General features: G+C 73.0%; 26 protein-coding genes. 13 read left to right on the forward strand and 13 right to left on the reverse strand.

Annotated elements, in window-relative coordinates; all coding sequences use genetic code 11:
- Window positions 1-130: 130 nt before the first annotated feature.
- Both ACULK4_RS15955 and ACULK4_RS15960 read left to right on the forward strand, forming a co-directional pair.
- Window positions 131-1,168: a hypothetical protein gene (locus tag ACULK4_RS15955; protein WP_445963372.1), complete on the forward strand. Its 1,038-nt coding sequence runs from the start codon at window positions 131-133 to the stop codon at window positions 1,166-1,168.
- An 89-nt stretch (window positions 1,169-1,257) separates the two neighbouring features.
- Window positions 1,258-2,442: a chaplin family protein gene (locus tag ACULK4_RS15960; RefSeq protein ID WP_445963373.1), complete on the forward strand. Its 1,185-nt coding sequence runs from the start codon at window positions 1,258-1,260 to the stop codon at window positions 2,440-2,442.
- 69 nt (window positions 2,443-2,511) lie between these two features.
- Here ACULK4_RS15960 and ACULK4_RS15965 read toward each other — a convergent pair whose 3' ends face one another.
- Both ACULK4_RS15965 and yczR read right to left on the reverse strand, forming a co-directional pair.
- Window positions 2,512-4,230 (reverse strand): choice-of-anchor I family protein, encoded by a 1,719-nt coding sequence (locus tag ACULK4_RS15965; protein ID WP_445963374.1) that lies wholly within the window; start codon window positions 4,228-4,230, stop codon window positions 2,512-2,514.
- Window positions 4,231-4,411: 181 nt separating this feature from the next.
- Window positions 4,412-5,854 (reverse strand): MocR-like transcription factor YczR, encoded by a 1,443-nt coding sequence (gene yczR, locus ACULK4_RS15970; protein WP_445963375.1) that lies wholly within the window; start codon window positions 5,852-5,854, stop codon window positions 4,412-4,414.
- Between the two features lie 65 nt (window positions 5,855-5,919).
- Between yczR and yczE the strand changes: the two genes are divergently transcribed.
- Window positions 5,920-6,636, forward strand: a complete 717-nt coding sequence (yczE, locus tag ACULK4_RS15975) for a membrane protein YczE (protein WP_445963376.1) — start codon at window positions 5,920-5,922, stop codon at window positions 6,634-6,636.
- A gap of 138 nt (window positions 6,637-6,774) precedes the next feature.
- A complete protein-coding gene (locus ACULK4_RS15980) occupies window positions 6,775-7,476 on the forward strand; it encodes a DUF4386 family protein (protein ID WP_445963377.1) in 702 nt (233 codons plus the stop codon).
- A 167-nt stretch (window positions 7,477-7,643) separates the two neighbouring features.
- Here ACULK4_RS15980 and ACULK4_RS15985 read toward each other — a convergent pair whose 3' ends face one another.
- The gene (locus tag ACULK4_RS15985) at window positions 7,644-8,402 is read right to left on the reverse strand and encodes a MerR family transcriptional regulator (protein ID WP_445964132.1); all 759 of its coding nucleotides are present in this window, start codon (window positions 8,400-8,402) and stop codon (window positions 7,644-7,646) included.
- Between the two features lie 232 nt (window positions 8,403-8,634).
- Between ACULK4_RS15985 and ACULK4_RS15990 the strand changes: the two genes are divergently transcribed.
- From ACULK4_RS15990 to ACULK4_RS16000, 3 genes are all read left to right on the forward strand, one after another.
- Window positions 8,635-9,564, forward strand: coding sequence for a DUF4097 family beta strand repeat-containing protein (locus tag ACULK4_RS15990; RefSeq protein WP_445963378.1), 930 nt, complete (start codon window positions 8,635-8,637; stop codon window positions 9,562-9,564).
- Window positions 9,561-10,172, forward strand: a complete 612-nt coding sequence (locus ACULK4_RS15995) for a PadR family transcriptional regulator (RefSeq protein ID WP_445963379.1) — start codon at window positions 9,561-9,563, stop codon at window positions 10,170-10,172. The genes ACULK4_RS15990 and ACULK4_RS15995 overlap by 4 nt, the downstream gene beginning before the upstream one ends.
- A gap of 172 nt (window positions 10,173-10,344) precedes the next feature.
- Window positions 10,345-10,857: a GNAT family N-acetyltransferase gene (locus tag ACULK4_RS16000; protein ID WP_445963380.1), complete on the forward strand. Its 513-nt coding sequence runs from the start codon at window positions 10,345-10,347 to the stop codon at window positions 10,855-10,857.
- On the opposite strand, the gene ACULK4_RS16005 is transcribed toward ACULK4_RS16000, so the two are convergent.
- Complete coding sequence (locus ACULK4_RS16005) at window positions 10,854-12,023, reverse strand: NAD(P)-binding domain-containing protein (protein ID WP_445963381.1); 1,170 nt, start codon at window positions 12,021-12,023, stop codon at window positions 10,854-10,856. The two genes, ACULK4_RS16000 and ACULK4_RS16005, sit on opposite strands and share 4 nt — an antisense overlap.
- A gap of 177 nt (window positions 12,024-12,200) precedes the next feature.
- Between ACULK4_RS16005 and ACULK4_RS16010 the strand changes: the two genes are divergently transcribed.
- Together ACULK4_RS16010 and ACULK4_RS16015 are read left to right on the forward strand one after the other, a co-directional pair.
- Window positions 12,201-12,407 carry a DUF3073 domain-containing protein gene (locus ACULK4_RS16010; RefSeq protein ID WP_445963382.1) on the forward strand — a complete coding sequence of 69 codons (207 nt, stop codon included), beginning with the start codon at window positions 12,201-12,203 and terminating at the stop codon, window positions 12,405-12,407.
- Window positions 12,408-12,557: 150 nt separating this feature from the next.
- Window positions 12,558-12,887: a hypothetical protein gene (locus ACULK4_RS16015; protein ID WP_445963383.1), complete on the forward strand. Its 330-nt coding sequence runs from the start codon at window positions 12,558-12,560 to the stop codon at window positions 12,885-12,887.
- Here the strand turns inward: ACULK4_RS16015 and ACULK4_RS16020 are convergent.
- From ACULK4_RS16020 to purM, 4 genes are all read right to left on the reverse strand, one after another.
- Window positions 12,839-13,618, reverse strand: coding sequence for a hypothetical protein (locus ACULK4_RS16020; protein WP_445963384.1), 780 nt, complete (start codon window positions 13,616-13,618; stop codon window positions 12,839-12,841). The two genes, ACULK4_RS16015 and ACULK4_RS16020, sit on opposite strands and share 49 nt — an antisense overlap.
- A gap of 79 nt (window positions 13,619-13,697) precedes the next feature.
- On the reverse strand, window positions 13,698-14,357 hold the full coding sequence (locus tag ACULK4_RS16025; protein ID WP_445963385.1) for a hypothetical protein: 660 nt from the start codon (window positions 14,355-14,357) through the stop codon (window positions 13,698-13,700).
- 56 nt (window positions 14,358-14,413) lie between these two features.
- Window positions 14,414-15,178 carry an LLM class flavin-dependent oxidoreductase gene (locus ACULK4_RS16030; RefSeq protein WP_445963386.1) on the reverse strand — a complete coding sequence of 255 codons (765 nt, stop codon included), beginning with the start codon at window positions 15,176-15,178 and terminating at the stop codon, window positions 14,414-14,416.
- 2 nt (window positions 15,179-15,180) lie between these two features.
- Window positions 15,181-16,293: a phosphoribosylformylglycinamidine cyclo-ligase gene (purM, locus tag ACULK4_RS16035; protein WP_445963387.1), complete on the reverse strand. Its 1,113-nt coding sequence runs from the start codon at window positions 16,291-16,293 to the stop codon at window positions 15,181-15,183.
- Window positions 16,294-16,362: 69 nt separating this feature from the next.
- Here purM and ACULK4_RS16040 point away from each other — a divergent pair, with 69 nt between their 5' ends.
- Together ACULK4_RS16040 and ACULK4_RS16045 are read left to right on the forward strand one after the other, a co-directional pair.
- A complete protein-coding gene (locus ACULK4_RS16040; protein WP_445963388.1) occupies window positions 16,363-16,980 on the forward strand; it encodes a zinc-binding alcohol dehydrogenase in 618 nt (205 codons plus the stop codon).
- A 42-nt stretch (window positions 16,981-17,022) separates the two neighbouring features.
- Window positions 17,023-17,457: a hotdog fold thioesterase gene (locus ACULK4_RS16045; protein WP_445963389.1), complete on the forward strand. Its 435-nt coding sequence runs from the start codon at window positions 17,023-17,025 to the stop codon at window positions 17,455-17,457.
- Window positions 17,458-17,477: 20 nt separating this feature from the next.
- On the opposite strand, the gene ACULK4_RS16050 is transcribed toward ACULK4_RS16045, so the two are convergent.
- The gene (locus ACULK4_RS16050; RefSeq protein WP_445963390.1) at window positions 17,478-18,071 is read right to left on the reverse strand and encodes a TetR/AcrR family transcriptional regulator; all 594 of its coding nucleotides are present in this window, start codon (window positions 18,069-18,071) and stop codon (window positions 17,478-17,480) included.
- A 71-nt stretch (window positions 18,072-18,142) separates the two neighbouring features.
- Here ACULK4_RS16050 and ACULK4_RS16055 point away from each other — a divergent pair, with 71 nt between their 5' ends.
- Both ACULK4_RS16055 and ACULK4_RS16060 read left to right on the forward strand, forming a co-directional pair.
- A complete protein-coding gene (locus tag ACULK4_RS16055; RefSeq protein ID WP_445963391.1) occupies window positions 18,143-19,552 on the forward strand; it encodes an MFS transporter in 1,410 nt (469 codons plus the stop codon).
- 39 nt (window positions 19,553-19,591) lie between these two features.
- On the forward strand, window positions 19,592-20,323 hold the full coding sequence (locus ACULK4_RS16060; protein ID WP_445963392.1) for a glutamine amidotransferase: 732 nt from the start codon (window positions 19,592-19,594) through the stop codon (window positions 20,321-20,323).
- 16 nt (window positions 20,324-20,339) lie between these two features.
- Here ACULK4_RS16060 and ACULK4_RS16065 read toward each other — a convergent pair whose 3' ends face one another.
- From ACULK4_RS16065 to ACULK4_RS16080, 4 genes are all read right to left on the reverse strand, one after another.
- The gene (locus ACULK4_RS16065) at window positions 20,340-21,134 is read right to left on the reverse strand and encodes a hypothetical protein (protein WP_445963393.1); all 795 of its coding nucleotides are present in this window, start codon (window positions 21,132-21,134) and stop codon (window positions 20,340-20,342) included.
- Complete coding sequence (locus tag ACULK4_RS16070; protein ID WP_445963394.1) at window positions 21,131-23,380, reverse strand: glycoside hydrolase family 31 protein; 2,250 nt, start codon at window positions 23,378-23,380, stop codon at window positions 21,131-21,133. The genes ACULK4_RS16065 and ACULK4_RS16070 overlap by 4 nt, the downstream gene beginning before the upstream one ends.
- Complete coding sequence (locus tag ACULK4_RS16075; protein ID WP_445963395.1) at window positions 23,377-24,513, reverse strand: glycoside hydrolase family 15 protein; 1,137 nt, start codon at window positions 24,511-24,513, stop codon at window positions 23,377-23,379. The genes ACULK4_RS16070 and ACULK4_RS16075 overlap by 4 nt, the downstream gene beginning before the upstream one ends.
- 82 nt (window positions 24,514-24,595) lie before the next feature.
- Window positions 24,596-25,846, reverse strand: a complete 1,251-nt coding sequence (locus ACULK4_RS16080) for an ABC transporter substrate-binding protein (RefSeq protein ID WP_445963396.1) — start codon at window positions 25,844-25,846, stop codon at window positions 24,596-24,598.
- Between the last annotated feature and the right edge of the window lie 2 nt (window positions 25,847-25,848).

Here is a 25,848-nt window from a genome sequence, read left to right on the forward strand (position 1 = left end):
ATTCTCGCAGTGACCCATACCCCCCGGAGTCCGCCGAAAGTCTGAACACGGCGTCAAGGGGGCTGGAATCCGATCCGTTCGGAGGGTATGGTCCGAATCACATGTGGAGGACGCACGAAGGAGGTGGCGCATGCGAGCAGCGACGGCGGTGAGCCGGATGCCGCTCGCGCGTGCCGCCCTCCTGGGCTCGGGTCTCGCTGCCGCCTGGGTGGTCGTGAGCCTCGTCTCCGGCCCCTCGAGCGCCTCCGCCGAGGAGGACCCGAACGGCCTGCTCGGCACGGTCGGCACGGCCGTCGGCGTCCTCGACGCCGTGGCCGACGAGGTCGTCGAGCCCGTCGTGGCCGTCGTGACGCCGGTCGCCGACGCGGTCGAGTCCGTCGAAGCGGTCGCTCCCGCGCCCGTCCAGCCCGTCGTCGAGACCGCGCCGGTCGTCGTCGACACGGTGACGGATGCCGCGAACGGAACGCTCGACCTGGCCGACTCCGGCGCGACCGAGGTCGTGACGGAGCTCGCCGCCGCTGTGAGTGATCTCGCGGAGGGCTCGCCCGTGGACAGCATCTCCGACCCGATCATCGGCGTCGTCGACGAGGTCGCGGGAACGCTTCCGGTCGTCGGACCGGTGCTCGGCGACGACACGCTCGGCGGCCTGCTCGGGCCGGTCGTCGGCGCGGTGGACGGCACGCTCGGCATCGTCGTCGGCGACTTCGGACCCCTACCCGACGGTGGCATCCTGCCGTCGCTGCCCGACCTCGGCGTCGTGCCGAGCGGGCCGGGCACGGCGGGGCCCGACGATCCGGCAACCGGCCCGGGCGATGCGCTCCCGGCGGGGTCTGCGGTCGCACCCGGCATGGGCGCGACATCCGTCGACATCGATGCATCGCGCTTCGCCGACCGGATGTCCGATGCGCGCCCGCCCGGGACCGCCGCGCCGATCGGCGCGGTCGCGCCGACACCCGGAGCGTCCGGAGATGGTTCGGGAACGCCGCTGGGCACGAGTGCGCCCGCGGGCGGCTCGGCCTCCGCCGGCGCGGGCGCCGGTGGCGTCGCCGGCTCCGACACGGCGTTCGCCGCCCACGATCTCGACGCGCTCGCGTCCCTGGTGCTCCACGCGGTCGACGACGCACTGCCGTCGTCGCCGGTCTTCGACACCGACACCACCCCTGACTGACGGGTGCCGCTCCGCCTCACCGCAGGCGGAAGACGGTCGCCGCTGCCATCCGGCAGCGCGCACACCCAACCAGTTCAGGAGTAGGAATCATGAAGCGATTCGTTTCGAGGGCGCTCTACGCGACCCTCTTCACCGGGGGGCTCGTGCTCCTCGGCGCCGGCGCGGCGAACGCGTCGGAGACGACCGGCGAGGACGGGATCCTGTCGGGCACGCAGCTCGGGGTCTCGATCGAGCTGCCCGTCACGATCAGCGGCAACGCGGTCTCGGTGATCGGCGACTCGGAGTCGTCTGACGCCACGACCGAGGTGTCGACGGGCGACGCGGGCACCGCATGGTCGGAGCCCGTCGCGGTCACGTCCGGCGATGGCGGGATCGGCTCCGGGAGCCAGGCCGTCGTCGACGTGTCAGCGCCCGTGACCGTGAGCGGCAACGCCGTCTCGGTCGTGGGCGACTCGTCGTCGAGCGAGGCGACCACCGTGGTCGAGTCGGGCGACGACCAGTCCGGCACGGATGCCACCACCTCCGGTGAGGACTCGATCCTCGGCGGAACGCAGGGCATCGTCGACGTCGTCGCACCCGTCACGGTCGGCGGGAACGCCGTCTCGGTCATCGGCGACGCGGAGTCCTCGGACGCCACCACCGTGGTGAACGCGGGCTCCGGCTCGGGCGGTGACGCCCGGACGTCGGGCGAGGACTCGATCCTCGGCGGCACGCAGATCCTGCCGGACCTGTCGCTGCCGGTGACGGTCGGCGGGAACGCCGTCTCGGTCATCGGCGACGCGGAGTCCTCGGACGCCACCACCGTGGTGAACGCGGGCTCCGGCTCGGGCGGTGACGCCCGGACGTCGGGCGAGGACTCGATCCTCGGCGGCACGCAGATCCTGCCGGACCTGTCGCTGCCGGTGACGGTCGGCGGGAACGCCGTCTCGGTGGTCGGGGATTCGACCACCGGGGGCTCGACCACGGTCGTGACACCGACCGACCCGACCCAGCCGACCCAGCCGACCGAGCCGACCGACCCGACGAACCCGGTCGACCCGACCGACCCGACCAACCCGACGAACCCGACCGACCCGACGACGCCCGGTGACGGCGCCGACTCGGGCTCGCACTCGGGCGGGTCGGTCGCCGCGTCCGGTTCGTCGGCCGGCGTGCCGACGGGCGCGCTCGCGGCGACCGGGCTCGACGCCGGGTTCTGGGAGCGGCTCGCGCTGTTCCTGGCACTGACCGGCGCCCTGCTCCTCGGGGTGCGCCGGTTCGCCCTCCGTCGCTGACGGGGTGACACGCCCGCGGCCGGGCGGGCACGGGAGCTCCGTGTCCGCCCGGCCGCCGGGCCGCGCGACTCAGCCGTTCGCGACCAGGTCGTAGAGGGTCGTCGTGCCCGACACCTCGTTCGCAACCGCGAGCATGGGTGCGCCGGTCGGGCTCGTCTCCGCGGGGATGAACGTGAGCCCCTCCGGGCCGAGGTCCCCCGCGGACGGAAGCCGCTCGACGCCGTCGTCCTCGACCGACACCGAGAAGTCTCGGCGGTTGAGGTACGTGACGAACGCGGCATCCGTCGGCTCGGTGATGTCGTAGACGATGACGCCGCCGACGCGCTCGAAGCCGATGAACGCATAGGTGCGGCCGTCGACCTCGCCGATCGCGAGGCTTTCGGGCTCGGGGCCCTTGTCGTCGCTGCGGCCCTCGAGGTTCGACTCGGAGTGGTTCGAGTTGAAGAACCCGGACGCCGCCTCGTGCGTGATGCGCTCGAAGTCCTCGCCGGAGTCGAACACCAGGTCACCCTCGGTCGACCAGATCGAGAACGAGCGCGAGCCGAACGCGTAGAGCTCCTCGTAGCAGGACCCGTCGGCGCTGAGGCCCATCGCGGTCGACACGTTCAGGCGGCCGAGGTCGGCGTCGCCGGCGAGCGCGGCGGCCGGGCTCGCCGCGCAGATCGGCGGGAGGCCGTCGTCGCCGAGGTCCTTCACTCGGGCCGGCTCCTCGTAGTCGCCCCACTCGCGCGCGTCGCCCTCGTTCGCCGAGACCAGGAGCGTCTGAGCGCCCGACCGGTAGGCGGCGAGCCCGTCGGGCAGGTACATGCCCTTCAGGCCCTCGAACGTGCGGATGTCGAACATGGGCGCGCCCTGCGGGTCGCGGTCGGACGGATCGATCCCGTGCCCGGCAACCGAGTGGTCGACGAAGCCGAGCGGGAGGATCTCCTCGACGGTCGCCGTCGCGAGGTCGACCACGGCGATCGCGTTGGCCTCCTGGAGCGAGACGTAGGCGGCGTCGCCGTCGATCGCGACGTACTCCGGCTCGAGGTTGCGCGACACGGGCAGGTCGGCCTCGGGCGCCGGCCCGAAGACGCGGACGCCGGCGGGCAGCGTCTTCGAGCCGCCCTCCTCGAACTCGTGGAAGTCGGCGATGCGGACGTCGGCCTGCGCGGCCGCCGCCACGGTCGCGGGAAGGTCGACCACGGCCACCGAGCCCTCGGGGTCGGTGCCGAAGTCGTCGGCGGGCTCCCCCTCGTTCGCGACGACCGCGCGCGTGCCGTCGGGCGAGATCGCGACCATGTCGGGCAGCGCGCCGACCTCGACGCTGCCGAGCACGCGCGGCTTCTTCTTCGTCGCGTCGAAGAACACGAGGCGGCCCGGCGCAGTCCGGTCTCCGGCATCCTCGAGCGCGACGACCCCGAGCCCGTCGGCGCGCACGGCGACCGAGTTCGGGATGCCGTCGGCGGCGAGCTCGCCGACCTTCTTCGGCGTCGCGGGCTTCTTCACGTCGATCACCTCGACGAGGCCGGCCTGCGCGCTGACGACGTACATCCGCTCGTCGAAGTAGGCGACGATCTCGGCGGCGGACTCGTCGAAGACTCCGGTCTCGTACGTGCCGACCGGCGACAGGGAGAGGGCGGCGCCGTCGGCTGACACCTCGATCGGGTCGATCGTGGGAGCGGCGTTCGGGCCGCCGGGCGCGGCCACGGCGGGGGCGGTCGCGAGGAGTCCCGCGGCGAGCGCCGCGGTCACGAGCACCGGCGTGGCGGTGCGCCGGATTCGGGGGCGAAGTCGTGAGGAGAGCATCGGTCACCTTCGATCGGGGGTGTGGACCGCACCACTCTCGCGCCGCCGGACGACCGGGGCGTTGACGGAAGGTGAACGCCCGTCGACCCCCTCTCCCTCGACTCACGCGAAACGGCCCGTCCGCGGGCCGTTTCGCGTGAGTCGGCGACGGTGGTTCGACGGCGGTGGGCCGGCGGGGCCGTCAGACGACCGCGGCGAGCACGCTCTGGTCGGGCACCGGCGTGCGGGCGAGCGACCCCCAGGCCCGCGCGAGCGCCTGCACCGCGGCATCCGTCACCTCGGGCGGGTAGCAGATCGGCAGGCGGAGGAACCGCTCGAAGGCGCCGTCGATGCCGAACCGCGGTCCCGCGGCGACGATGAGCCCCTCGGTACGCGCGGCGAGCGCGAGTTGCGAGCTCACCGGCGCACCGAGGCCCACCCAGGTGACGATGCCGCCGTCGACGTGCGGCACGTGCCAGTCGGGGAACGCGCCGGCGAGCAGCGACTCGAGGTGCGTTCGCCCGGCGCGCAGCTGCTCGCGGCGCAGGTCGAGGATGTCGTCCATGCGCCCGAGCAGGCGCCCGACGATGAGCTGTTCGAGGATCGGCGTGCCCAGGTCGCCCGGCGACCGCACCGCGAGCAGCCTGCGGATGAGCGGCCGGTCGGCACGGATCCACCCGACGCGGATGCCGCCCCACACCGTCTTGCCGACCGATCCGACCATCACCGCCGGGCCGTAGGCCGCGAGCGGCAGCGGGTGCTCGGCGCGGTCGATGTCGAGCTCGGCGGTGGTCTCGTCGGCGATCACAACGGTGCCCTGCCGGCCGGCCGCGTCGAGCACGCGCTCGCGGGCGTCGGCACTGAGCGACCGCCCCGTGGGGTTCTGGAAGTCGGGCATGAGGTAGGCCGCGACGGGGTTCGAATGACGGATGGCGCGCACGAGGTCCTCCGCCTCGTCGGCCGCGCCGAAGCCCTCGGGACCGGCGTCGGCCGGCGACACCGAGACCGGCACGAGCCGGGCTCCCGACCCGCGGAGCGCCTCGTAGGCATGCGGGTACGTCGGCGCCTCGATCAGTGCGCGGTCGCCACGGTTGACGAGCGCGCGGGAGAGCAGCGCGATCGCATGCTGCGCGCCGATCGTGACCATGATCTGCTCTGGGTGGGTCGGGAGCCCGCGCGCGGTGTAGCGATCGGCGATCGCGGCGCGCAGCGCGGGCGTGCCGATCGGGTCGAAGCCGGATTCGCCGAGGTGCGCCGGCAGTTCGTCGACGGCCTCACGTGCGACATCCGCGAGCCAGGGCACCGCGGGCGGCGCGGCCTTGGAGAAGTCGACGTAGTCGGCGGCGGGCGGCGCGGGCAGCACCGCGGGCGCGCCGGGCAGGCGGGCGACGCTGCCCGAGCCGCGCACGCTGTGCAGGAGGTGCTGGTCGCGCAGCTCGCGATAGGCCGCGGTGACCGTGGTGCGGCTGAGCCCGAGGCGGTCGGCCAGGTCGCGCTCGGCCGGAAGGCGCGTGCCCACCGGGATCCGCCCGTCGAGCACGAGCAGGCGGATGCGGTCGGCGAGGGTCCGGTAGGCGCTGCCGCCGCCCGAGCGCCAGTCGCCGAGGAGGGTGTCGAGCGCGCGGGCGCTGAGTGCGGCATCCATGATGCAGGCCACTCTAGGCGAATTGGCTTCTTGCCGAAAGGCCAATTCGAGGATTGGATTGCATCATGTCGCTCCGCCCCATTCGCGGCCTCCGCAGGCTCCGCACCGCCGACACCGCGCCGGTCTTCACGCGCCGCCTCGTGCAGCTCTTCGTCGGCCTGTACCTGTACGGCCTCGGCATCGCGCTCATCGTGCGCGGCGAGCTCGGCGTCGCCCCGTGGGACGTGCTCACGCAGGGCATCGCGAAGCAGACCGGCCTCGGCTTCGGCCTGATCACCGTCATCACGAGCGGCATCGTGCTGCTGCTGTGGATCCCGATCCGCCAGAAGCCCGGCTTCGGCACGCTCATGAACGCCCTGCTCGTGGGGCCGTTCGCCGACCTCTCGCTCTGGATGATCCCGACCGGGCTCGACCTCTGGGTCCGCATCGTCATGCTCTTCGGCGGCATCGTCGTGCTCGCGGCCGCGACCGGCCTCTACATCGGGGCGCACTTCGGCCCCGGTCCGCGTGACGGCCTCATGACCGGCCTGCACCGCCGCACCGGTTGGCGCATCTGGATCGTCCGCACGGGCATCGAGGTCACGGTGCTCGTCACGGGATTCCTGCTCGGCGGCAACGTCGGCATCGGCACGCTCGCGTTCGCGCTGCTCATCGGCCCGCTGTGCGGCTACATGATCCCGCTGTTCGCGGTGCGCCGGCGAGCGGATGCCACGACGCCGGGCCGGGTGCCGGAACGCGACATCCCGCACCCCGCCACGGGCGTCACCCCGGCCCAGGCCTGAGTCGCCCTACGCACAAGCGGCCCGCGCTTCGCGAGTGTCCGGTGGATGCCGCTCGGGTCGCCGCGACCCGGCATCCGTCGGACACTCGCGGGCTCCCGTGCGGTGGGGCTAGCGTGAGGGTTCGCGAAGGGGGGCGGCGTGGAGGTCGGACGAGCGGGGCCGGACGGCAACGCATGGGCGCCGCTGTATCGGCTCACGGCATGGCTGCTCGCGGTCATGGTCGTCGTCATCGCGGTGCAGATCGCGATCTACGTCGCCTGGCCGCCCCCGACGACCGCCGCCGCCTACCTTGAGCTCCTCACCGCGAACCCCCTGCTCGGGCTCCTCAGCCTCGACCTGCTGTACCTGGTCCAGAACCTGATCCTCGCCGTGCTCTACGTCGCGCTGTTCGTGCGCCTGCGCACGGATGCGCCGACGCTCACCTCGCTCGGGCTGGTGTCCGGGTTGCTCGGCGTCGCGGCCTACATCCCGTCGAACCCCGCCTTCGAGCTCCTCGACCTCGCGGGCGCGCACGCGACGGCCGACGCCGAGGGCCGCGCGGCGATCCTCGGCGCGGGCGAGGCGCTGGTCGCCGGGTACACCGGCACGGCGTTCCTCGTGTACTACGTGCTGAGCGCGATCGCACTCCTGCTGTTCGCGGTCGCGATCCTGCGCACCGCGCACTTCTCCCGGGCGAGCGGATGGTGGGGGCTGGCTGCCGGCATCCTCATGGTCGTGCCGTCGCCCGCCGGCGTGGTCGGCACGGTGTTCGCGCTCGCCTCGCTCGTGCCGTGGACCGTGTTCGTCGTGCTGCTCGCGCTGCGGTTCCGCAGGCTCGCGGCCGGCATCGCCACCGTCTGACGTCGCTCACCCAGGACCTCCGCCACCGCCGAGCGTCCGGCGGATGTCGCCGCGACCGGCGCGACGTGGCATCCGCTGGACACTCGGCGCGTGCGCGGTGCCGCGGAAGCGAACCTGCAGACGGATGCCGCGGGAGCGGCCCCCGCGGCATCCGCTCGTCACACCGCCTACAGATTCGCTTCCGCGAACGTGCGCAGCGCGTCGCGCACGAAGGCGGCCCCCGCCTCGCCGCCGTAGTTGGCCGCGAAGCGCTCGTCGGCCACGTACATCTCGCCGAGGCCGATGACGTAGCCCTTCACGTCGCCGCCGGACGCGGCGGCCGGCGTGCCGGGCACGCCCGTGAGCCACTCGACGTGGCGCCGGGCGAGCTCCTGCGCCTCCGCGCTCTCGGGCGCGATGCCCGATTCGGCGGCGGCGGTCCAGTCGCGCCCGAGTGCGGCCGTGCGTTCCTTCCACGCCTGCCGCTCGTCGTCGCGCATGCCGCGCCACCAGCGGTCGCCCGCAGCGTACGCGTCGGCGCCCCAGCGCTGCTCGACCTCCTCGCGGTACTGCGTGTGGTCGAACCCGTCCAACATGTCCTTCGCCATGATCTGTTCACCTCCTTCGAGTGCCTCGATGGTCTTCTCGACCGACGCGACCTGTCGCGCCAGCCGTTCCTGCTCCTGCCGCAGCCACTCGAGGTGGCCGGCGAGCGCGCGCGACTCGTCGCGCTGCCCGTCGAGCACCCCGGCGATCGCCGGCAGGCCGAGCCCGAGCTCGCGCAGCAGCAGGATCCGCTGCAGCCGCACGAGCGCGGCCCGGTCGTAGTACCGGTAGCCGTTGGATCCGACGCGGGAGGGCTCGAGCAGCCCGATGTCGTCGTAGTGACGCAGCGTGCGACTCGTCGTGCCCGCGAGCTTCGCGACCTCCTGGATCGACCAGTCCATCGCCATCTCCCCTTCCTGCGGCATCCGGTTCGCTTCGATGCTAGAAGTTGACGTCGCGTCAAGGTCAAGCGGATGCCGCAGTCCGCCGACCCCATGCGATCTCGCGATATATCTTGACGCTCCCAGCAACGCGATATATCGTGTTGCCATCCAGAACGCGATATATCGCGACACGCGCCCCTCAGGCGCCGGCGGAGCGACATCCGCTCGCCGAAGAACGAAGGAGAACCGCATGGCCATCGAGAAGTGGGTCGTGAACCCCGGCGAGACCCGGGTCATCGACCTCGAACTCGTCCGCAAGCTGAAGGTCAGCCTCATCGGCGGCAAGGTCGACGTCATCGCGCACGACGAGCCCGGCGCCCGCGTCGAGGTGTCCAGCGTCAGCGGCAAGGACCTCATGATCCAGATCGACGGCGACTCGCTCGAGATCGACCACCCGCAGCTGCGCTGGGACAACTTCGTCGAGGTCTTCAAGGGCTTCACCGGCAGCGCCAAGGCCGAGGTCTCGATCCTCGCGCCGCGGCACGTCCTCATGAAGCTCGGCGTGGTCTCGGGCGACGCGCTCGTGTCGGGCTTCGACAACGACGGCCGGTTCAGCTCCGTGTCGGGCGACCTCGTCATCGACAACCACGCGGGCGACGTCGAGTGCACGAGCGTCTCCGGCGAGATCTCGGTCGGCGACCACACCGGCCGGGTCACGGCGCACACCGTGTCGGGCGACGTCACGGTCACCGGCGAGGTCGGCTCGTTCAAGGCCGACACCGTCTCGGGCGACATGATCCTCGACGTGAGGGGCACGCCCGGCCGCGTCGACACCAATACGGTCTCGGGCGACCTCACCGTGCGCTTCGACGCCGGCAGCGGCGCGCGCTACCGCGTCAACACGGTGGGCGGCTCGCTGCTCCTCGACGACACGCAGATCAAGGGCACGCTCGGCAAGGGCTTCGAGCGCGTCACCGGCGAGCTCGTGGGCACGTGGCTCGACCTCGTGGCGAACAGCGTCTCGGGCAAGATCGCGGTGATCCGCCGCCAGCGGACGGGCGCGTCCGCCGGCACTGCGGGTCCCCAGGGCTCCGCAGGGGCGAGCGGGGCGGATGCCGCGGGCCCGACCGGACACGACGCCGACGCGTCGCACGGCACCGGCGACGAGGCATCCGCATGACCCCGCCGGTCTTCGCCCACGGGAACCTGCGCCTCTATCTGCTCGCCCTGCTCGAGGAGCGGCCCCGCCACGGGTACGAACTCATCCAGGCCCTGTCCGAACGGTTCGGCGGCACGTACTCGCCGAGCGCCGGCACGATCTACCCCCGCCTCGCCAAGCTCGAGGAGGAGGGGCTCGTCACCAAGCGCACCGACGGCCGCAAGTCGGTGTACGAGATCACCGACGCCGGGCGCGCGGAGCTCGAGTCGCGCCGCCACGAGCTCGACGCCATCGAGGACGACGTGACCGACTCGGTCCGTCGACTCGCCGAGGGCGTCCGCGCCGAGGTGGACACCGCGATGCGGAGCCTCCGCGCCGAGCTCGCCAACGCCGCGCGCGAGGCGAGGAAGGCCGCCACCAGCGAGCCCGCGACGCCGCAGCCGAACGCGGAGTCGACGCGCGCGATGCACGAGGCCGACCTCGCCATCACCGAGTTCCGGCAGCAGATCCGGCTCGAGCTGCGCAGCCAGGCCAACCGCGGCCGGGTGAGCGCCGACACGGTGTCGCTGCTGCGCACGCGGCTCGCCGACGTGCGCTCGGAGGTGCTGCGCGAGCTCGCCCAGCGCTGAGCGAGCGGCGGGCGCCGCCGTCTCGTCTCGTCTCGTCTCGAATGAGGATCCGCATCATGACCGCTCCCCCGGGCGGCATGGTGCGGATCCCCTCGGGGTTCCGGCACGCGAATGCGCTGCCGGCGGCTGAGGCGGGCGAACGGATGTCGGCGGCATCCGCTTCACTGGGCGCATGACGGACGTCGCGCTGCGCGCCTGGTCGGAGGACGACCTCGATCTCCTCCGGCGGGCGAACACGCCCGAGCTCATGGACCAGTTGGGCGGTCCCGAGACCGACGACGAGGTGCGCGCCCGGCACCAGCGCTACCTTCGCCTCGGTCGCGAGGGCACGGCGCACCAGTTCCGGATCGTCATTCCCGGCCACCCCGAAGGAGTCGGCATCGTGGGCTATTGGCGGCGCGACTGGCACGACGAGCCGGTGCTCGAGGCGGGGTGGTCGGTCGAAGCGGCGTATCGCGGCCGCGGGATCGCCCCCGCCGCGGTGACCGCGATGCTCGACGCGGCGCGGGAGCGGGGCGAGCGACTGCCGGTCCACGCATTCCCGCGCGTCGACAACCCGGCGTCGAACGCGGTGTGCCGTAAGGCGGGGTTCCGGCTCCTCGGCGAGGCCGACTTCGAGGTGGCGAACGGCCGCGTGCTGCACACGAACGACTGGGTCGCCGACCTCGTCGACGCCACTCGCTAGATCATCGCCATGATCTGGCGGGCGATCATTCGACCCGCGCGGTTCGCGCCGATGGTCGAGGCCTGCGGGCCGTAGCCGGCGAGGAACACGCGCGGATCGTTCCACGAGGCGCCCTGGCCGACCGCGACCCCGCCGGCCTTCTCGCGCAGCTTCAGCGGTGCGAGGTGACGCAGCTCGGGTCGGAATCCGGTCGCCCAGATGATCGCGTCGGCGCGGGCGGAGGTTCCGTCGTTCCACACGACCCGGTCGGCCTCGATGCGGTCGAACATCGGCCTGGCCACGAGCAGGCCGCGCTCGATTCCGGCGGCGATGCGACGGTTCTTCGGAACCCCGGTGCCGCTCACGATCGACGGCAGCGCACGGCCGGCGCGCGCTGCCTCGTCCTGTGCGGCGACCGCCGCCGACGCGCCCTCGAGATCGAGCACCTGCCGGTCGAGCCAGTCGACGGGCCGACGCGACACCCAGGTCAGGCCCGCCGCGACGTCCTCGAGCTCGAGCATGAAGCCGATCGCCGACGTGCCGCCGCCGACCACGACGACATGCCGGTCGCGGAAGTCCTCGGCGTCGACGAAGTCGGAGGTGTGCACGTGACGGCCCCGGAAGTCGCCCATGCCCGGGTAGTACGGCACGAAGGGCGAACCCCACGTGCCGGTCGCGTTGACGAGGAACTGGGCGCGCAGTTCGCCCCGCGGCACCTCCGGAGCCTCGGGTTCGCGGAAGGTCCTCCGGCGACGCCCGAAGAAGCCGCGCGTCTTCTGCTCCTCGACCGGCTGGGGACTGAGGTCGTCGTACTCGATGCGGAGGTCGACGCCGTCGTTGGTGACGCGTCGCACGTCGATCGGGCGGTGGACCCGCAGGTCGTAGTGCTCCTCGAAGCGCCCGTAGTAGTCGGACACGACCTCCTTCGCCGGGAGCGCCCGGTCGGCGGTCTCGAAGCTGAGGCCCATGTCGGCCATCCCGGGCAGGTCGTTGACCTTGTGGGCGGTGCCGAGACGCAGCGACGACCAGCGGTGCTGCCACGCGCCGCCGGGCCCGGGCGCGCGGTCGAGCATGACGAAGTCGTCGTCGGCGACGAGCTCGAAACGGCGCAGGTAGAACGCGACGGAGAGGCCCGCCTGCCCTGCGCCGATCACCGCGACCGTCACTCGCTCGGGGATCGCATGCACCCGTCTATCTCAGCACGTCCGGGGGGCCGGTGCGGGCCAGCGGGGCAACTTCGCACCGCCGCGGGGGAAGCCGTTCGGCGTTCCGGGCGGTGCTAAACTATCGGCCGGGATTGATCATTATCAGAAGAGCCGGGTGACGTACATCCCACCCGGCCAGACGTCGTAAGGGGGTCACGCATGGGGCGCGGCCGTCAGAAAGCCAAGCACACCAAGGTCGCGCGGGAGCTCAAGTACTTCAGCCCCGCGACCGACTACAGCGCGCTCGAGCGCGAGCTCACGGCTTCCAACCACGACCACTACGACGACGAAGCGTCGAAGTGGGCCGAGTACACCGCCGACGACGATTCCGTCGTGGCCGACGACGGAACCCACCGGGCCTCCTGACCACCTGCGCACGCCCTCGCTGACGGGCTCCGCGATCGACCCAGCGGCGCCACCACTGCGAGGGCGTCCTCGCGTGCCGTCGTCGGCCAGAGCGCCTCGCCCTTGTGGAGCCGCAGGCTCACGATCCCATGCAGCGCCGCCCAGGCGCGCATGGCCGCGCGCGTGGCGTCCGGCTTCGTGAGGGCGGTGCTCGTGCCGGACGCACGGCGCTGGAGCGCGGCGACCGCGGCATCGACGACCACCCACCCGGTCTCGCTCGCCGTGGGAACGCCGGCGGATCCGGCATCCGTCGTCGACGCGCTGATGCGGGCGCTCGACCGCGACCGCACCCCCAGCGTGCTCGTCACCGGGCTCGTCAACAGGCTCGGCGCCGCAGTGGGCCGATACGCTCCGCGCCGGCTCGTGCTCGCGGTGGCGGCACGGGCGATCGACTACGAGCCCGCGCCCGGGTCCGCCTCCGCCCTGACCCGCACCTCGTAGGTCCGGACGTCGAGGCCCGGCACCGTCAGCGTGCGGTCGCCCGACGCCATGACGAAGCCGGCGCCCGTGTACGGGCCGCGGACCTCGCCCGGCTTGAGGACGACGCGCTCGCCGTCCGGCAGGCGCGCCTCGATCGTGTCGGTCCCGCCACGGCCCCGACGCGCGTCCAGGACCAGCGTGAACGGGCCCTCGCCGCATCCCGCGTCGGGGATCGTGTCGAGCGCCTGGCTGCGGCCGTCCCAGACGGCGAGCACGTAGGCGTTGCCGTCCGTGCCGCAGGCGACGCCCCACCCGGCGCCGTCGGCACCGAGGACGGTCACGCCGCCGACGTACAGCGCATCGACGGACGCGTCCTCCGGCCAGGCGAGGGCCGCGGTGACCGCCATCTCGTCGGTCGAAGGCGAGGCGGTCCAGAACGGGTGCATCGCGCCAGGATGGTCGGCCCGGAGCCGCATCGCCGACCCGGCCACCTCCGCCGTCCACCCCTCGCCCGCCGCGACGGGGCCGTCGGGGGCCGATCCGAAGTCCACCGATTCCAGCGTGACGAGGTCGGCGGCCGTGTCGGGCTGCAGCACGTGCGACCCGAGCAGGACGGCGCCGCCCGCGGCGAGCGCCAGCGCCACGACGCCGGCCGCGGTGCGCAGGCGCCCGTTCCCGCGGCCGCGCCCGACCGCGGACGCGGACCCGATGCGCGGCTCGGCCCGCGATGCCGATTCGAGCGATTCCCCCATCGCACTCCCCCAGGACACGACCACCGTAGCGGCGTCGCGCGCGACGACCCGAGGCCGAAGGTCCCGCGTGTCGCGATCCTCAGCGACGCGTCATCCGCCGCAGCCCCCAGCCGGTGACGAGCGCGACCGTCAGCGCCATGAGCACACCCGCGAACGCGAACTGCGCGAACGCCACGGCGGGCGGCGTGGACTCGTCGACGAACGGCGACGGCAGGAAGGTGAACACGAGGCCGGCGAGCCACGCCCCCATGTTGAGCGGGATCCACCGCCACGCGCGAGGCACGCCCGCGGCGCGCAGCACCGGCCACTGCGCGAGCGGGATCGTCGCGAGCAGCACGAGTCCGCCGATCGCGACGGCGAACCACGTGGCCGCGGCGCCGAAGTCGGGCGGGGCGCCGAGGTCGGCGAGCGTGGTCGGGAGCATCCCGATCGACCAGGCGACGGATGCCGCGACCGCCGTCGCCGCGACCCACCGGCCGACCGGCACCTCGGCGCGCGACCTGCGCAGCGCGAGCGACTGGCCGAGACCGAGCAGCGCCCCCTCGCCCGCCCCGGCGACGACGAGGACGACCCACGCCGCCCACGCCTCGAGGTCGAGCGTCGCCGCGAGGGCGAAGCCGGTCACGGGCACGAGGAAGCCGACGCCCTCGCCCGCGACCACGTACCCGACCCAACGGCCGAGCCGGACCTCCGGCCCGGTCGACCGGTGGGCGGATGCGCGCTCGGCGTCGGCCGTCATGTCCGCCACGCTAGTCCGGAGCGCGCTCGGGCCGCATGACCGATGGTCCCGTCGGGCTATCCCATCGCGGCACGCCAGCGCGCGGCCTCGTCGGCGAAACGCTCGAGCTCCGCGAGCGTGCCGCCCACGGTGATCGCACGCAGCACGACCTCGTCGACGACGTCGTAGGACGCGAGCGTCGCGCCGCGGTCGATGGTCGCGTCGATCGGCTGCACGCCGAGACGCGCGAAGTTGGCGGCGTACGACGCGAACGACCCGTACCGGTCTGCCTCTCGCTGCAACGCCGCTCGGGCGGCGCCGTCGGTGATGGTCCGGACGTACAGCACCCCGCGCACGGCATCGGCCCGATCGCCGGCATCGCGCCGCAGGTCGTCCATCGCACGTGCCGCGGCAGTGGGCGTGAGCCAGTTCAGCACGACCGCGTCGGCCTGTCGGGCGGCGAGACGACGCATCTTCGGACCGAGGGCGCCGACGGCGACCTCGGCATCCGTTCTCGACCGCAGTGCGGCGATGCCGTCGGCGACCACGTCGAGCGGATGCCGCGATCCGCCCGAGCCGATGCCGATCGTGGTCCGGTCGGTGGGGAGCCCGGTGGGGTCGAGGCGCTGGACCGGTCGGCGGTCGAGCGGGATCACGCCCGTCGCGAGGCGGAGCCGCTCGGTGACCTCGGCGGCCGAGCGCAGGCCCGCGAGCGAGTCGCCTCCGGGAACGTCGTTGAGCCAGAGCGCGTGGAAGCCGAGCCGCTCGAGGTGCGGCGCGAGCGCACGCAGCGTCGCGTGGTCGGTGGTGCCGGGCAGCCCGATCGAGACGGCGGCGCGCATGGTCAGCCTGCGTACGCTCCGACGAGCCGGACCGCGCCGCCGTCGACGCCCTTGGCGCCCTGCTCCCAGCCGGGTGCCGAATCGTCGTACGCGCCCGTGGCGACCGTGCCGACCTGCCACGCCGGCAGGCCGAGCGTGCCGAGTTCGGCGATGACGGGTGCCGTGGCATCCGCTGCCACGACCGCGAAGAAGCCGATGCCGAGGTTCCAGGTGCCCTCGGTCGATTCGAGGGTCGTGCCCGCGAGGTCGTTCAGCACGCGGAACACGGGCTGCGGCGACCACGTGGACCGGTCGACCTCGACCCACGAGCCGCGCGGCAGCACGCGCGCGAGGTTCGCCGCGATGCCGCCGCCGGTCACGTGCGAGAGCGAGTGCACGGCGGTGCCGAGCGTCTCGTGCGCGAGGAGCTTCACGAGCGGGCCGGAGTAGAGGCGGGTCGGCTCGAGGAGCGCCTCGCCCCAGGTCGTGCCGAGGTCCGCCGCGGCATCCGTGTACGCCAGGTTCGCGTTCGCGAGGATGTGCCGGACCAGCGAGTAGCCGTTGGAGTGCAGGCCGCTCGACTCGATGGCGATGACCGCATCGCCGTCGACGACGCGCTCGGCGCCGAGCGCGCGGTCGGCCTCGACGACGCCCACCGCGGCGCCGGCCACGTCGTAATCGTCGACGCCCATGAGACCCGGGTGCTCGGCGGTCTCGCCGCCGACGAGCGCGGTGCCCGTCTCGGCGCACGCCCGCGCGATGCCCGTGACGATCGCGGCGATGCGCTCGGGCACGACCCGGCCGCACGCGATGTAGTCGGTCATGAACAGCGGCGTCGCGCCGACCACGACGATGTCGTCGACGACCATGCCGACGAGGTCCTGCCCGATGGTGTCGTGCACGTCGAGCGCCTGCGCGATCGCGATCTTCGTGCCGACGCCGTCGGTGGAGGTCGCGAGCAGGGGGCGGCGGTAGTCCTTCGCGAACGAGAGGTCGTAGAGGCCGGCGAACCCGCCGACGCCGCCGAGCACGTTCGGCCCGTGCGTCTTCGCGACCGCCTCCTTCATCAACTCGACGGCGAGGTCACCGGCGGCGGTATCGACTCCGGCCGCGGCGTAGGACGAGTTCGCGCTCACCCGACAAGGGTACCCGTGCGGGCGCGCTCCTCCGGGCGGCCTGACAGCGGGCGGCGGTAGAATCCGAGCATGCACGCGGGTGCCACGCCGTCGTGGGTGATTCGCGAGAACGCGAGCACCGGGGTCCTGCTCGCCCTCTACCTGCGTGAGGTGCTCGGCATCGCCTCCCCGGCCGAGCTTCCGCGCCTGCGCGACGTGGGCCGCGTCGGCGCCGACGGCCCGCGCGACGTCGACGCGCACGACACCCTCGAGAAGCAGTGGCGCGAGTGGTGGGCCATGACCGTCGAGCCCGAGGAGCACCCGTCGCCGGTGCCGCTCGAGCTCATCGACGAGTACGGCACCGCGATCGCGCTGCCCGTCTCGGGCGCCGAGGCGATCGCCGCCGCCATCCGCCCCCACGCCGAGGCCGCGATCGCGTGGGCCGAGTGGGCGCACGAGCGCTACCGCACCGCGTCGGCCGCCCGCTCCGGTGACACGTACCGCGCGTACGCGGGCACCATCGCCGAGCACGAGCGCGAGGTCGGCCGGCGCGCGCACTCGTTCGAGCTGAACGTCGAGGTGCTGCCGCTCGCGGCATCCGGCGTCTGGTGGATCGGCCGCAAGACCGTGGCCGTCACCGACCACCTGCGAGCGGATGCCGCGGCCTTCGACGACGCGATCCATCCCATCATCGCCGAGCTCGCCTGAGCCCGGCCGGCGCGGCCGGGGCGCCGTGGCAGACTCGACCGCATGAGCATCTGGTTCGGCGAGCCCTCGCTGGAGTGGGCTAACTCCCGCGGTGAACACGCGATGATCCGCACCCTCGGCATCGAGATGACCGAACTCACCGAGGACTCGTTGAAGGGCCGGATGCCGGTCGACCACCGCACCCGCCAGCCGGCGGGCGTGCTGCACGGCGGCGCGTCGGTCGCGCTGGCGGAGACGCTCGCCAGCTGGGGCGCGTCGTTCACCGTCGACCCCGAGCGCTACTACTGCGTCGGCATGGAGATCAACGCCAACCACGTCCGACCCGTCACCGAGGGGTGGGTCCACGGCGAGGCCCGGCCGATCACGCGCGGCCGCACGACACAGGTCTGGGACATCCGCATCACCGACGAGCAGGGTCGCCTCGTGTGCGTGTCGCGCTGCACCATGGCGGTGCTCGCGACGCCGTCGCAGTACTGACCGGCGCACCGTCGTCGTGGTCAGCCGCCGGCCACGGACGGCGCGGCCAGGAGCGAGACGACCGTGGCGGCGACCACGCGATCGGCGGCGTCCTCGCTGAGCCGGCCCGCACGCAGCTCACCCGCCGCCGTGTGCAGCAGCGCCGTGAAGCAACTCGCGAGCCAGCCGGCGTCGAGGTCGCGGCGCATCGCGCCCACGCGCTGTCCTCGTTCGATCAGCGTGCGCACGCGGGCCATGGGCTCGGCGTGGTGCGCGAGGATCCGCTCGTTCGAAAGCGTCTCCTCGGCGACCCCGAGCAGCCGGTGGAACGTGTCGACGATGCGCCACGACCGGCGGACGAGCAGGTCGAGCGCGTCCAACGGGTCACCGCTCAGATCGAGTGACGCGAGTTCGGCCTCCGAGCGCTCGATGACTCGGAGCAGCGTCGCCTCGACGAGCGCCTCGCGCGACGGGAAATGGCCGTAGAGGGTGACGCGGCCCACGCCGGCCTCCCGTGCGATGTCGGTCATGCTCGCCCGAGGGTCGCGTGCGAGCGCGTCGGCGGCGGCTTCGAGGATGGCGTCGCGATTGCGGACGGCATCGCTGCGGGGTGGGCGCGTCGCGGGTTCGGTCATGCCTTGACTCTATCTCGAACAAGGGTGTATGAGTTAAAACCCGTACACCACTGTTCGAGATTGGACTCGAGATGTCGCATCCGTCCCCCGCCACCCCCTCCATCCGGCGCGGCGCACCGCACCGGCGAGGGCGAGGAGCGCGCTTCGCGCTCGTCATCATCGCCACGGCGCAGGCGATGCTCGTCCTCGACCTCACGGTCGTCAACCTCGCGCTGCCCGTCATGGGCGCCGAACTCGGGATCGACCCCGCGCTCGCGGGCTGGGCCATCGCGGCCTACGCGGTGCCGTTCGGCGGCCTGCTGATCCTCGGCGGCCGCCTCGCCGACGTCTTCGGCCCGCGTCGTCTCCTGCTCGTGGGTCTCGCGGTCTTCACCGCCGCCTCGCTCATCGCCGGACTCGCCACGGACGCCGCAGCGCTGCTCGCCGCCCGCGCGGCGCAGGGCGTCGGCGCGGCCATGCTGTCGCCCGCCGCGCTGGCGACCCTGCTCCACACGTTCACCGGCCCGAGCCGCGCTCGGGCACTCGCCGTGTGGGGCGCAGTGGGGGGCGCGGGCGCAGCGGTCGGCGTCCTGCTCGGCGGGCTGCTCGCCGGTGGGCCGGGATGGCGCTGGATCTTCCTCGTCAACCTGCCGGTCGGGCTCCTCGTCGCACTCGCCGTCCCGGCGGTGATCGGCGCGACCGCACGCGGCGGACGACGGCGGGGGCGCATCGATGTCATGGGCGCCCTGCTCGCGACCGCGGGGATCGCCGCGATCGTCGCGTCGTTCACCGTCGGCGAGCTCGTCGACGCAGGCGCCGGGATCGCCGTCGCACTCGGCGGGCTCGGCCTCCTTACGGCGTTCGTCGCGGTCGAGCGGCGTGCCGCCGAACCGCTCGTCCGCCTCGGGCTGCTCGCGTCCCGACCGGTCGCCGCGGGTTCGCTGCTCATGCTCGTCGCGACGGGCCTGCTCGTCGGGAGCTTCGTCATGCTCTCGTTCGAGCTCCAGACCGGCGCCGGCTGGGCGCCGGTACCGACCGGCATCGCGTTCCTGCCGATCGCGCTCGCGATCGTCGCCGGTGCCCACGTCGCGGGGCGAACCGTCGGAACGATCGGGGCGCGCCGGGTCGCGCCGTTCGCCCTCATCGTCGCCGCGGGCGGGCTCGCGCTCGCCGCGGCCGCCGTCGCGACGGGCCTGGCCGAAGCGGTCGCCATCACCGGGATGACCGCGGCGGCGGCGGGCCTCGGCGCCGGCTTCGTGTCCGCGAGCACGACGACGCTCTCACGCGTGGATCACGACGAGGCGGGCGCCGCATCCGGAGTCCTGAACTCCTCCCACGAGATCGGCGGCGCCATCGGAGTCTCGGCGTTCTCGGCGCTCCTGGCCACGGGCATCGCCGGCGGCTTCGCCGCGGCGGCGATCGCCGCCGCGATCGCGGCCGCCCTCGCGGCGCTCGCGATTCCGGCGGGCTCGACGGGCGGCGGCGGCCGATTCGTGCACTGACGCGCACTCGGCCCGTCGTGCCGCGCCTATCGTGGACCCATGAAACCGTTCGTCCTCCTCGCCACGCGTGCCGAGGACCTGCCCGCCGACGAGGAGTACGCGCTGTTCCTCCGCGAGACCGGGCTCGACGAACGGGACCTCATCCGGATCCGGCTCGAGGCGCAGCCGATGCCTCGGCTCGACCTCGATGCGCTGTCGGGGATCTTCGTCGGCGGCGGCCCGTTCAACGCCTCCGACCCGCCCGAGACCAAGTCACCGGTCCAGCAGCGCGTCGAGGCCGAGTTCGCCACCCTCCTCGACGAGGTGGTCGCCCGCGACTTCCCATTCCTCGGCGCGTGCTACGGCGTCGGCACCCTCGGCGCGCACCAGGGCGCCACCATCGACCGCACCTACGGCGAGAAGATCGGCGTCGTGCCGGTCACGCTGACCGACGCCGGCGCGTCCGATCCGCTGCTCGCCGGCATTCCGCGGACCTTCAACGCGTTCGTCGGGCACAAGGAGGCCATCCGGTCGCTGCCCGGCTCGGCGACCCTGCTCGGCTCGTCGCCGACGTGCCCGGTGCAGGTGTTCCGGGTCGGCGCGAACGTGTACGCGACGCAGTACCACCCCGAGCTCGACCTCGACGGCATCGTCCTGCGCATCCACGCGTACGCCGACCACGGCTACTTCGCCGCCGGCGAGCTCGAGCTCACGCTCGCCTCGGCGGGCCGGGCCCCGGTGTCCGAGCCGAGTCGAATGCTGCGCAACTTCGTGGAGCGGTACGCCCGGTAGCGGTGTCGCCGGGCGCTCACCCCTCCGACGACCACCGAGTCCACCCGAGGCGCCGTCGCACCGCAGCCAGCCCGCGCGGCGACACCCCCGACTCTCCGATCCCGAACAGCTCCACCGCGAGGTCGACCAGGCCGTGAGCGCACTCCTCGACGGGGCTCGCGAGCAGGTCGTCGATCCGCGCGGCGATCACCGGATGGGCGGACTCGAAGCGACGTGTGGGATCGAGCGCGTCGGGGCGGGCATCGCGCTCGGGACGAACGCCCTCCGCGATCGCCCGGGTGAGCGCGTCGACCGCCGCACCTCGGACGAGCGCGTTGGCGCTGAGCCGCTCGCCGCGCCGAGCGCGGCCGACGCCGATCAACGCGAGCGCGAGGACCAGCCCGAGATCGCGCTGGACGTCCGGCTCGACCGGAGCGGGCTTCGAGGCGATCGCCGCCATCGTCGCGGCCACGCCACCGTGGTCCACGCGCACGTCGTACGCATCGGCCGCCCAGTCGGAGAGTTCGTCGAGACTCGCGACGCCGTACTCGATCACGTGGCCATCGTCGTAGACGACCTTGACCCCGCCATGGTGCTCGTGCACCTCGAGGGCGATCCGGTCGGGATCGGGCAGCCAGGATGCCGCGGATCGATGCGCGTCCTGGCCACCCTCGTGCGTGATCAGGGCGAGGTCGTGGTCCGACCACTCGTCGACGCGGTCGCGCTCCGCGGTGGAGCCCATGCCGACCAGGCCGACGACCTCGTCCCTGCCGTCGAGGCCCGCCTCGACCCGTGCGAGGAAGGCCTCGAAGACCGCTCGGTGCGCGGTCACTGCCGCGCCTCGAAGACTTCCCGGAGCCCCGGCCACGCATCGGCCCGCGCGTACACCGGGATCCGATCGATCGGGACCTCAGCGCGCACCACCGCATCGCCGGCGATCGGCTCGCCCGTCCACGCGTCGATCCAGTCGCCGGGCGGCAACGCGACCTCGTGCTCGGCCTCGCCCTCGGTCACCACGGGGGCGACGAACAGGTCGCGCCCGAGGAACCACTGCAGCGGATGCGTCCATGCGGCACTCCACTCTGGGTGGTCGAAGAACGCCGGGCGCATGAGCGGCGACGAGGTCCGCACGCTCTCGGCCGCCTCGGCGGCGAGATAGGGCACGAGCCGCTCGCGCAGGTGCGCGAAGGAACGGAACACGGGGAGCACGCGGTCGTCGCCGGTCTGCTCGGCGATGTTCCACGGCGTGCGGTCGCGCACCGGTCGGCGGTGATGGTTGAACTCCGAGTGGTACTGCATGATCGGCACGAACGTCGACGCGGCCGTGGCGCGCAGGTACAGCTCGCCGCTCGGCAGCGGACCCGAGAAGCCCGCGAGATCCCATCCCCAGTAGAGGACGCCGCTCGCGGCCGCCGAGAGCCCCGCGAACATCGACCAGCGGAAGGCGTCCCACGTCGAGTTCTCGTCGCCGGCCCAGAACGCGCCGTGCGCCTGCGACCCCGTGAACCCGGCACGGCTGAACGTCACGGGCGCCTTGCCCGCAGAGCGCAGCAGGTCGCCGTACGCCTTCGCGTACGCGACCGGGAACCGGTTGTTCCCCTCCTCGCCGCGCGTGCCGTCGAGGTAGACGAGTTCACGCCCCCAGGCGTGCTCGCCGCCGTCGGTCTTGAACCCATCGATGCCGACCTCCTCGACGAGGTAGCGGCGCTTCTCGGTCCACCAGCGCGCGGCGCGCTCGTCGGTGAGGTCGGGCATCGTCGACAGCGGGAACCACCAGCCGCGGTTGCGGTACGGGCGAAGCCCGCCGCGCGCGTCGGGCTCGCGGATCAGCACTCCCTCGCGCTCCGCGGCGAGCGCATCGGCACGCGCCTGCCCGGTCGGGTGCGGGCGCGCCTTCAGCAGCGGGATCTGCCAGAGGTGCACGCGGATGTCGCGGTCGTGCAACTCGTCGACCATGCCCTTCGGGTCCGGCCACGCGCCATCCGTGGGGAACTCGAAGTCGGCCAGCCGGTGCGGTGCGCCGTCCTCGGTCACCTCGTACCTCGCGTCGCGGAACGCCGTGAAGGTGCGCTCATCGCTCCACGCCTCGATCACGACCGAGCCGACGGGCACGTCGTGCTCGCGGTGCAGGTCCATCTGGCGCATGACCTCGGCCTGGGTGTTCCACTCGTTGCCGCTCGCCCACAGCCGGAACACCCAGTCGGGCAGCACCTCGGGGCGGCCGACCTCGGCGAGGAACGCGTCGAGCACCGCGGTGGGCGTGCCGTCGTGGAACGCGACGGTCGCGGCAGGCTCGCCCACGGCGGCAGCCGCCTCGACCTCGACGACGAGCCGCTCGGGATCGCTCGCGCCGACGTCGAACCACGCCCGCCGAGAGGTGCGCACGTGGAAGCCCCAGCCGTCGCCGCCGACCACGTGGGCGAACGGCATCGGCAGGTACGTCTTCCGTTCTGCGCCCTGTGACTTGTACTGCTCGAAGACGACCGAGTCGAGCTCGGTGCCGCGGTGGTCGAGCCGGTCGAAGCGCTCGCCGAAGCCGGTCACGTGCTCGCCGTCCGCGAGCGGGAGGGCGAAGCGCACCCGGCGGACACGGGCACCGTCGGTGAGCACCTGCACGCTGCCCGGCACGACGCGGTTGCGCCCGGATGCCGCGACCGCGGCGTCGGCGGCCGCCTCCCATGCCGCGATCGTCGTCTCGAAGGCGCGTGTGCGCTGCGCAGCGCCGTCCCCGGTGCGACCGACGAAGCGGTAGCGGATGGCACTGCCCGCCTCGGGCGCCGGGAATTCCACCGCCCAGCCACCCGCCCTTCGCGCGAGCCGCGCCTGCGCGGACGCGAGGTGACCGCCGTCGATCGTCTGGCCGCGGGAGGTGCTCGCCACCGGTTCGAGGGGGTGACGTTCGGTACGGCGCGCGCCCGAGGCATCCGTGACCTCGAGCTCGACCTCGACGACCTCGACGTCGGGCGTCGCGCGCACGCCGAGTCGCAGCGGCTCGCCCGCGACGGGATCGAGCGGCCATCGCTGCTCGGTGTCGACCGAGTACGGGTGGCCGGAGCCGAGGGGGCGGTGACGGATCATGCGGCGGTCTCCCGAGTGGATTCGAGGCCGTCGAGCTCGACGGCGAGGCGGATGAACATCGCGTGGGTCCACAGCAGCGGGTCGGCCGACGGGCCCCATCGCTCGACCCACTCGTCGACGCGGGTCGGGTCGAGGAGACGGCGCTCGACCTGCTCGGGCATCGACCCGTCGGCTCCTGCCGTCGTTGCGGCCCAGTCGAGGAGCTCCCGGGCCCGGTCGTGGTCGCCCGCCCGGGCGTGGGCGAGGCCGAGGAGGCACGAGAGCAGCGGCCACTGGCCGCCGCCGAAGTACGTGTCGCCGAGATAGCGGTGCACGCCGCCGTCGACGGTGAGGTCGCGTTCGATGGTCGCGATGGTCGCGCGACCGAGATCGGATGCCGCGGGCACGACGTCCATGACGCCGACGATCGCGGCGAGGCTCGCATCGACGGCAGACGAGCCGAGCCACTTGGCGAGGTGCCCGTCGGCGGTGCCGCGCGTGCGCACGACGGCTTCGACCTCGGCGGCCGCGGCCGCGGCCAGTGCCTCGCGCTCCGCGTCGAGCACGCCGAGGCGCACCGCGGCGCGCAGCCCGGCCGCGATGCAGCCGAGTGTCGACACGTGCACGTGATCGGCGTGCTCCTCCCACCAGTCGAAGCAGGGGCGCCGCCACGAGCTCGTGAGGTAGTCGACGGTCAGCGCGATCGCGGACGCCCATCCGGCGGCATCCGTGCCGTGGCGTCGCACGTGCTCGTCGAGCGCCCACACCCACGTGCCGTAGCCGTCGAGCTGGAAGTCCCACCACTCGTCGTCGCCCGCGAGGCCGTCGAACGTGAAACGCGTCGGCAGCATCGCGGCGTCGGGCGCGGGCTCGCCCGCGCGAGCGGCGGCGACGATCGCAGCGATCTCGTCGCCCCGCGACTCGAGCGTGCGGGCGCACCAGTCGAAGAACCGCTCCGCGGACTCGGCGCGCCCCGCGCTCGACATGCCGTCGGCGATGAACGCGCCGTCGCGGAACCAGCTGTAGCCGGAGTACGCCGAGAAGGTCGGGCTGGCCGGGTAGGCCCCGCCGGCGTCCTGGAGGGACTCGATGAGATCGGCGCTGGATCGGACGAGGGCCGCGATGTCGGGCCGGGCGGTGAGGGGAACGGTCATCGTCGTGCTGCCTTCGTGCGTGGTGGAGTCGGAGGGGCCGGGCGCGAGGGCGCCCGGCCCCGTGTTGCGGGAGGGCCCGCACTCAGCCGCCGATGGCGGCGTTGATGCGCTCCTCGGCGGAGTCGAGCGCCTCCTGCACGGTCTTGCGACCGGCCTGCGCCTCGACGAGCTCCTCGGTCATGATGTCCTGCATCTCCTGCTGGCCCTCGGCGACGACCGGCGGGAGGGCGACCTGCTCGAGCGAGTCGAACACCGCCTGCCGGTTCTCCGGGTCGCCGAGGGTGAGGTAGCTCTCGAGCGCGGCCTCGTCCGAGGTGGCCGGGAGCTCCCAGCCGGCGTCGAGGCGGGTCTCGACCATCACGTCGCTCGAGGTGAGGAACTCGGCGAACGTCGCCGCGGCCTCCTGATGCTCCGATCCCGCGGAGACGCCGACCGCATTCGAGAACAGCGCGCTGGCCTGCTGGGTGTTGCCCGGCTCGACCGCGATGTCCCAGCCGAACGGCGCGTCGGCGAAGGCGCCGAACATCCAGATGCCGGTGTGGAGCATCGCGAGCTTGCCGTCGAGGAACAGGTTGGTGTCGAAGTCGGGCGTGCCCTGCCCGTCCTCGATCGTCGGCATCACGGTGCCGCTCTTCCCGACGAGCCACTCGGCGGCTTCGACGCCCTCGGGCGTGTTGAACGCCACGGCGGTGCCGTCATCGTTCAGGAACGTGCCGCCGTTCTGCTCGAGCACCTTGTAGTACTCGTAGAAGCTCACGGGCTGGTGGGAGCCCCACTGCCCGGCGGCTGCGTCCGTGAGCTGCTCGGCCGCGTCCTGCTCGTCCGCCCAGGTCCACCCGTCGGCCGGGTACTCGAGGCCCGCGGCGTCGAACAGGTCGCGGTTGTAGAAGAGGACGACGGTCGAGAACGAGCTCGGCAGGGCGTACTGCGTGCCGTCGGTCTGATAGGCCTCGAGCACGCTCTCGCGATACGCGCCCGGGTCCTCCACGGCGAGCTCGGCGAGCACGCCGTTCGCCTGGTACTGCGCGTAGTTGGCGTACTCGATGTCGAAGACGTCCGACACCGTGCCGGCAGCGAGGTCGGTCTGCAACGCGGTGCCGTAGTCGGCGTAGGGCAGCGTGGTGACCTCGACCGTGATGTCGGGGTTCTCCTCCTCGAACGCGTCGACGATCGCCTGGAGGTTCTCCTCGTTGCCGTCGTTCGAGATGAAGTTCGTGTACGTGATGGTGACGGGGCCGTCGGCCTCGCCCCCGGTGTCACCCGCGGCGCAGCCGCTCAGGGCGAGGGCGGCCACGGCGGCGATGCCGAGGCCGGTCAGTGCTGTGGTCCTCATGA

It is taken from the genome of Agromyces selenitireducens (assembly GCF_052748465.2).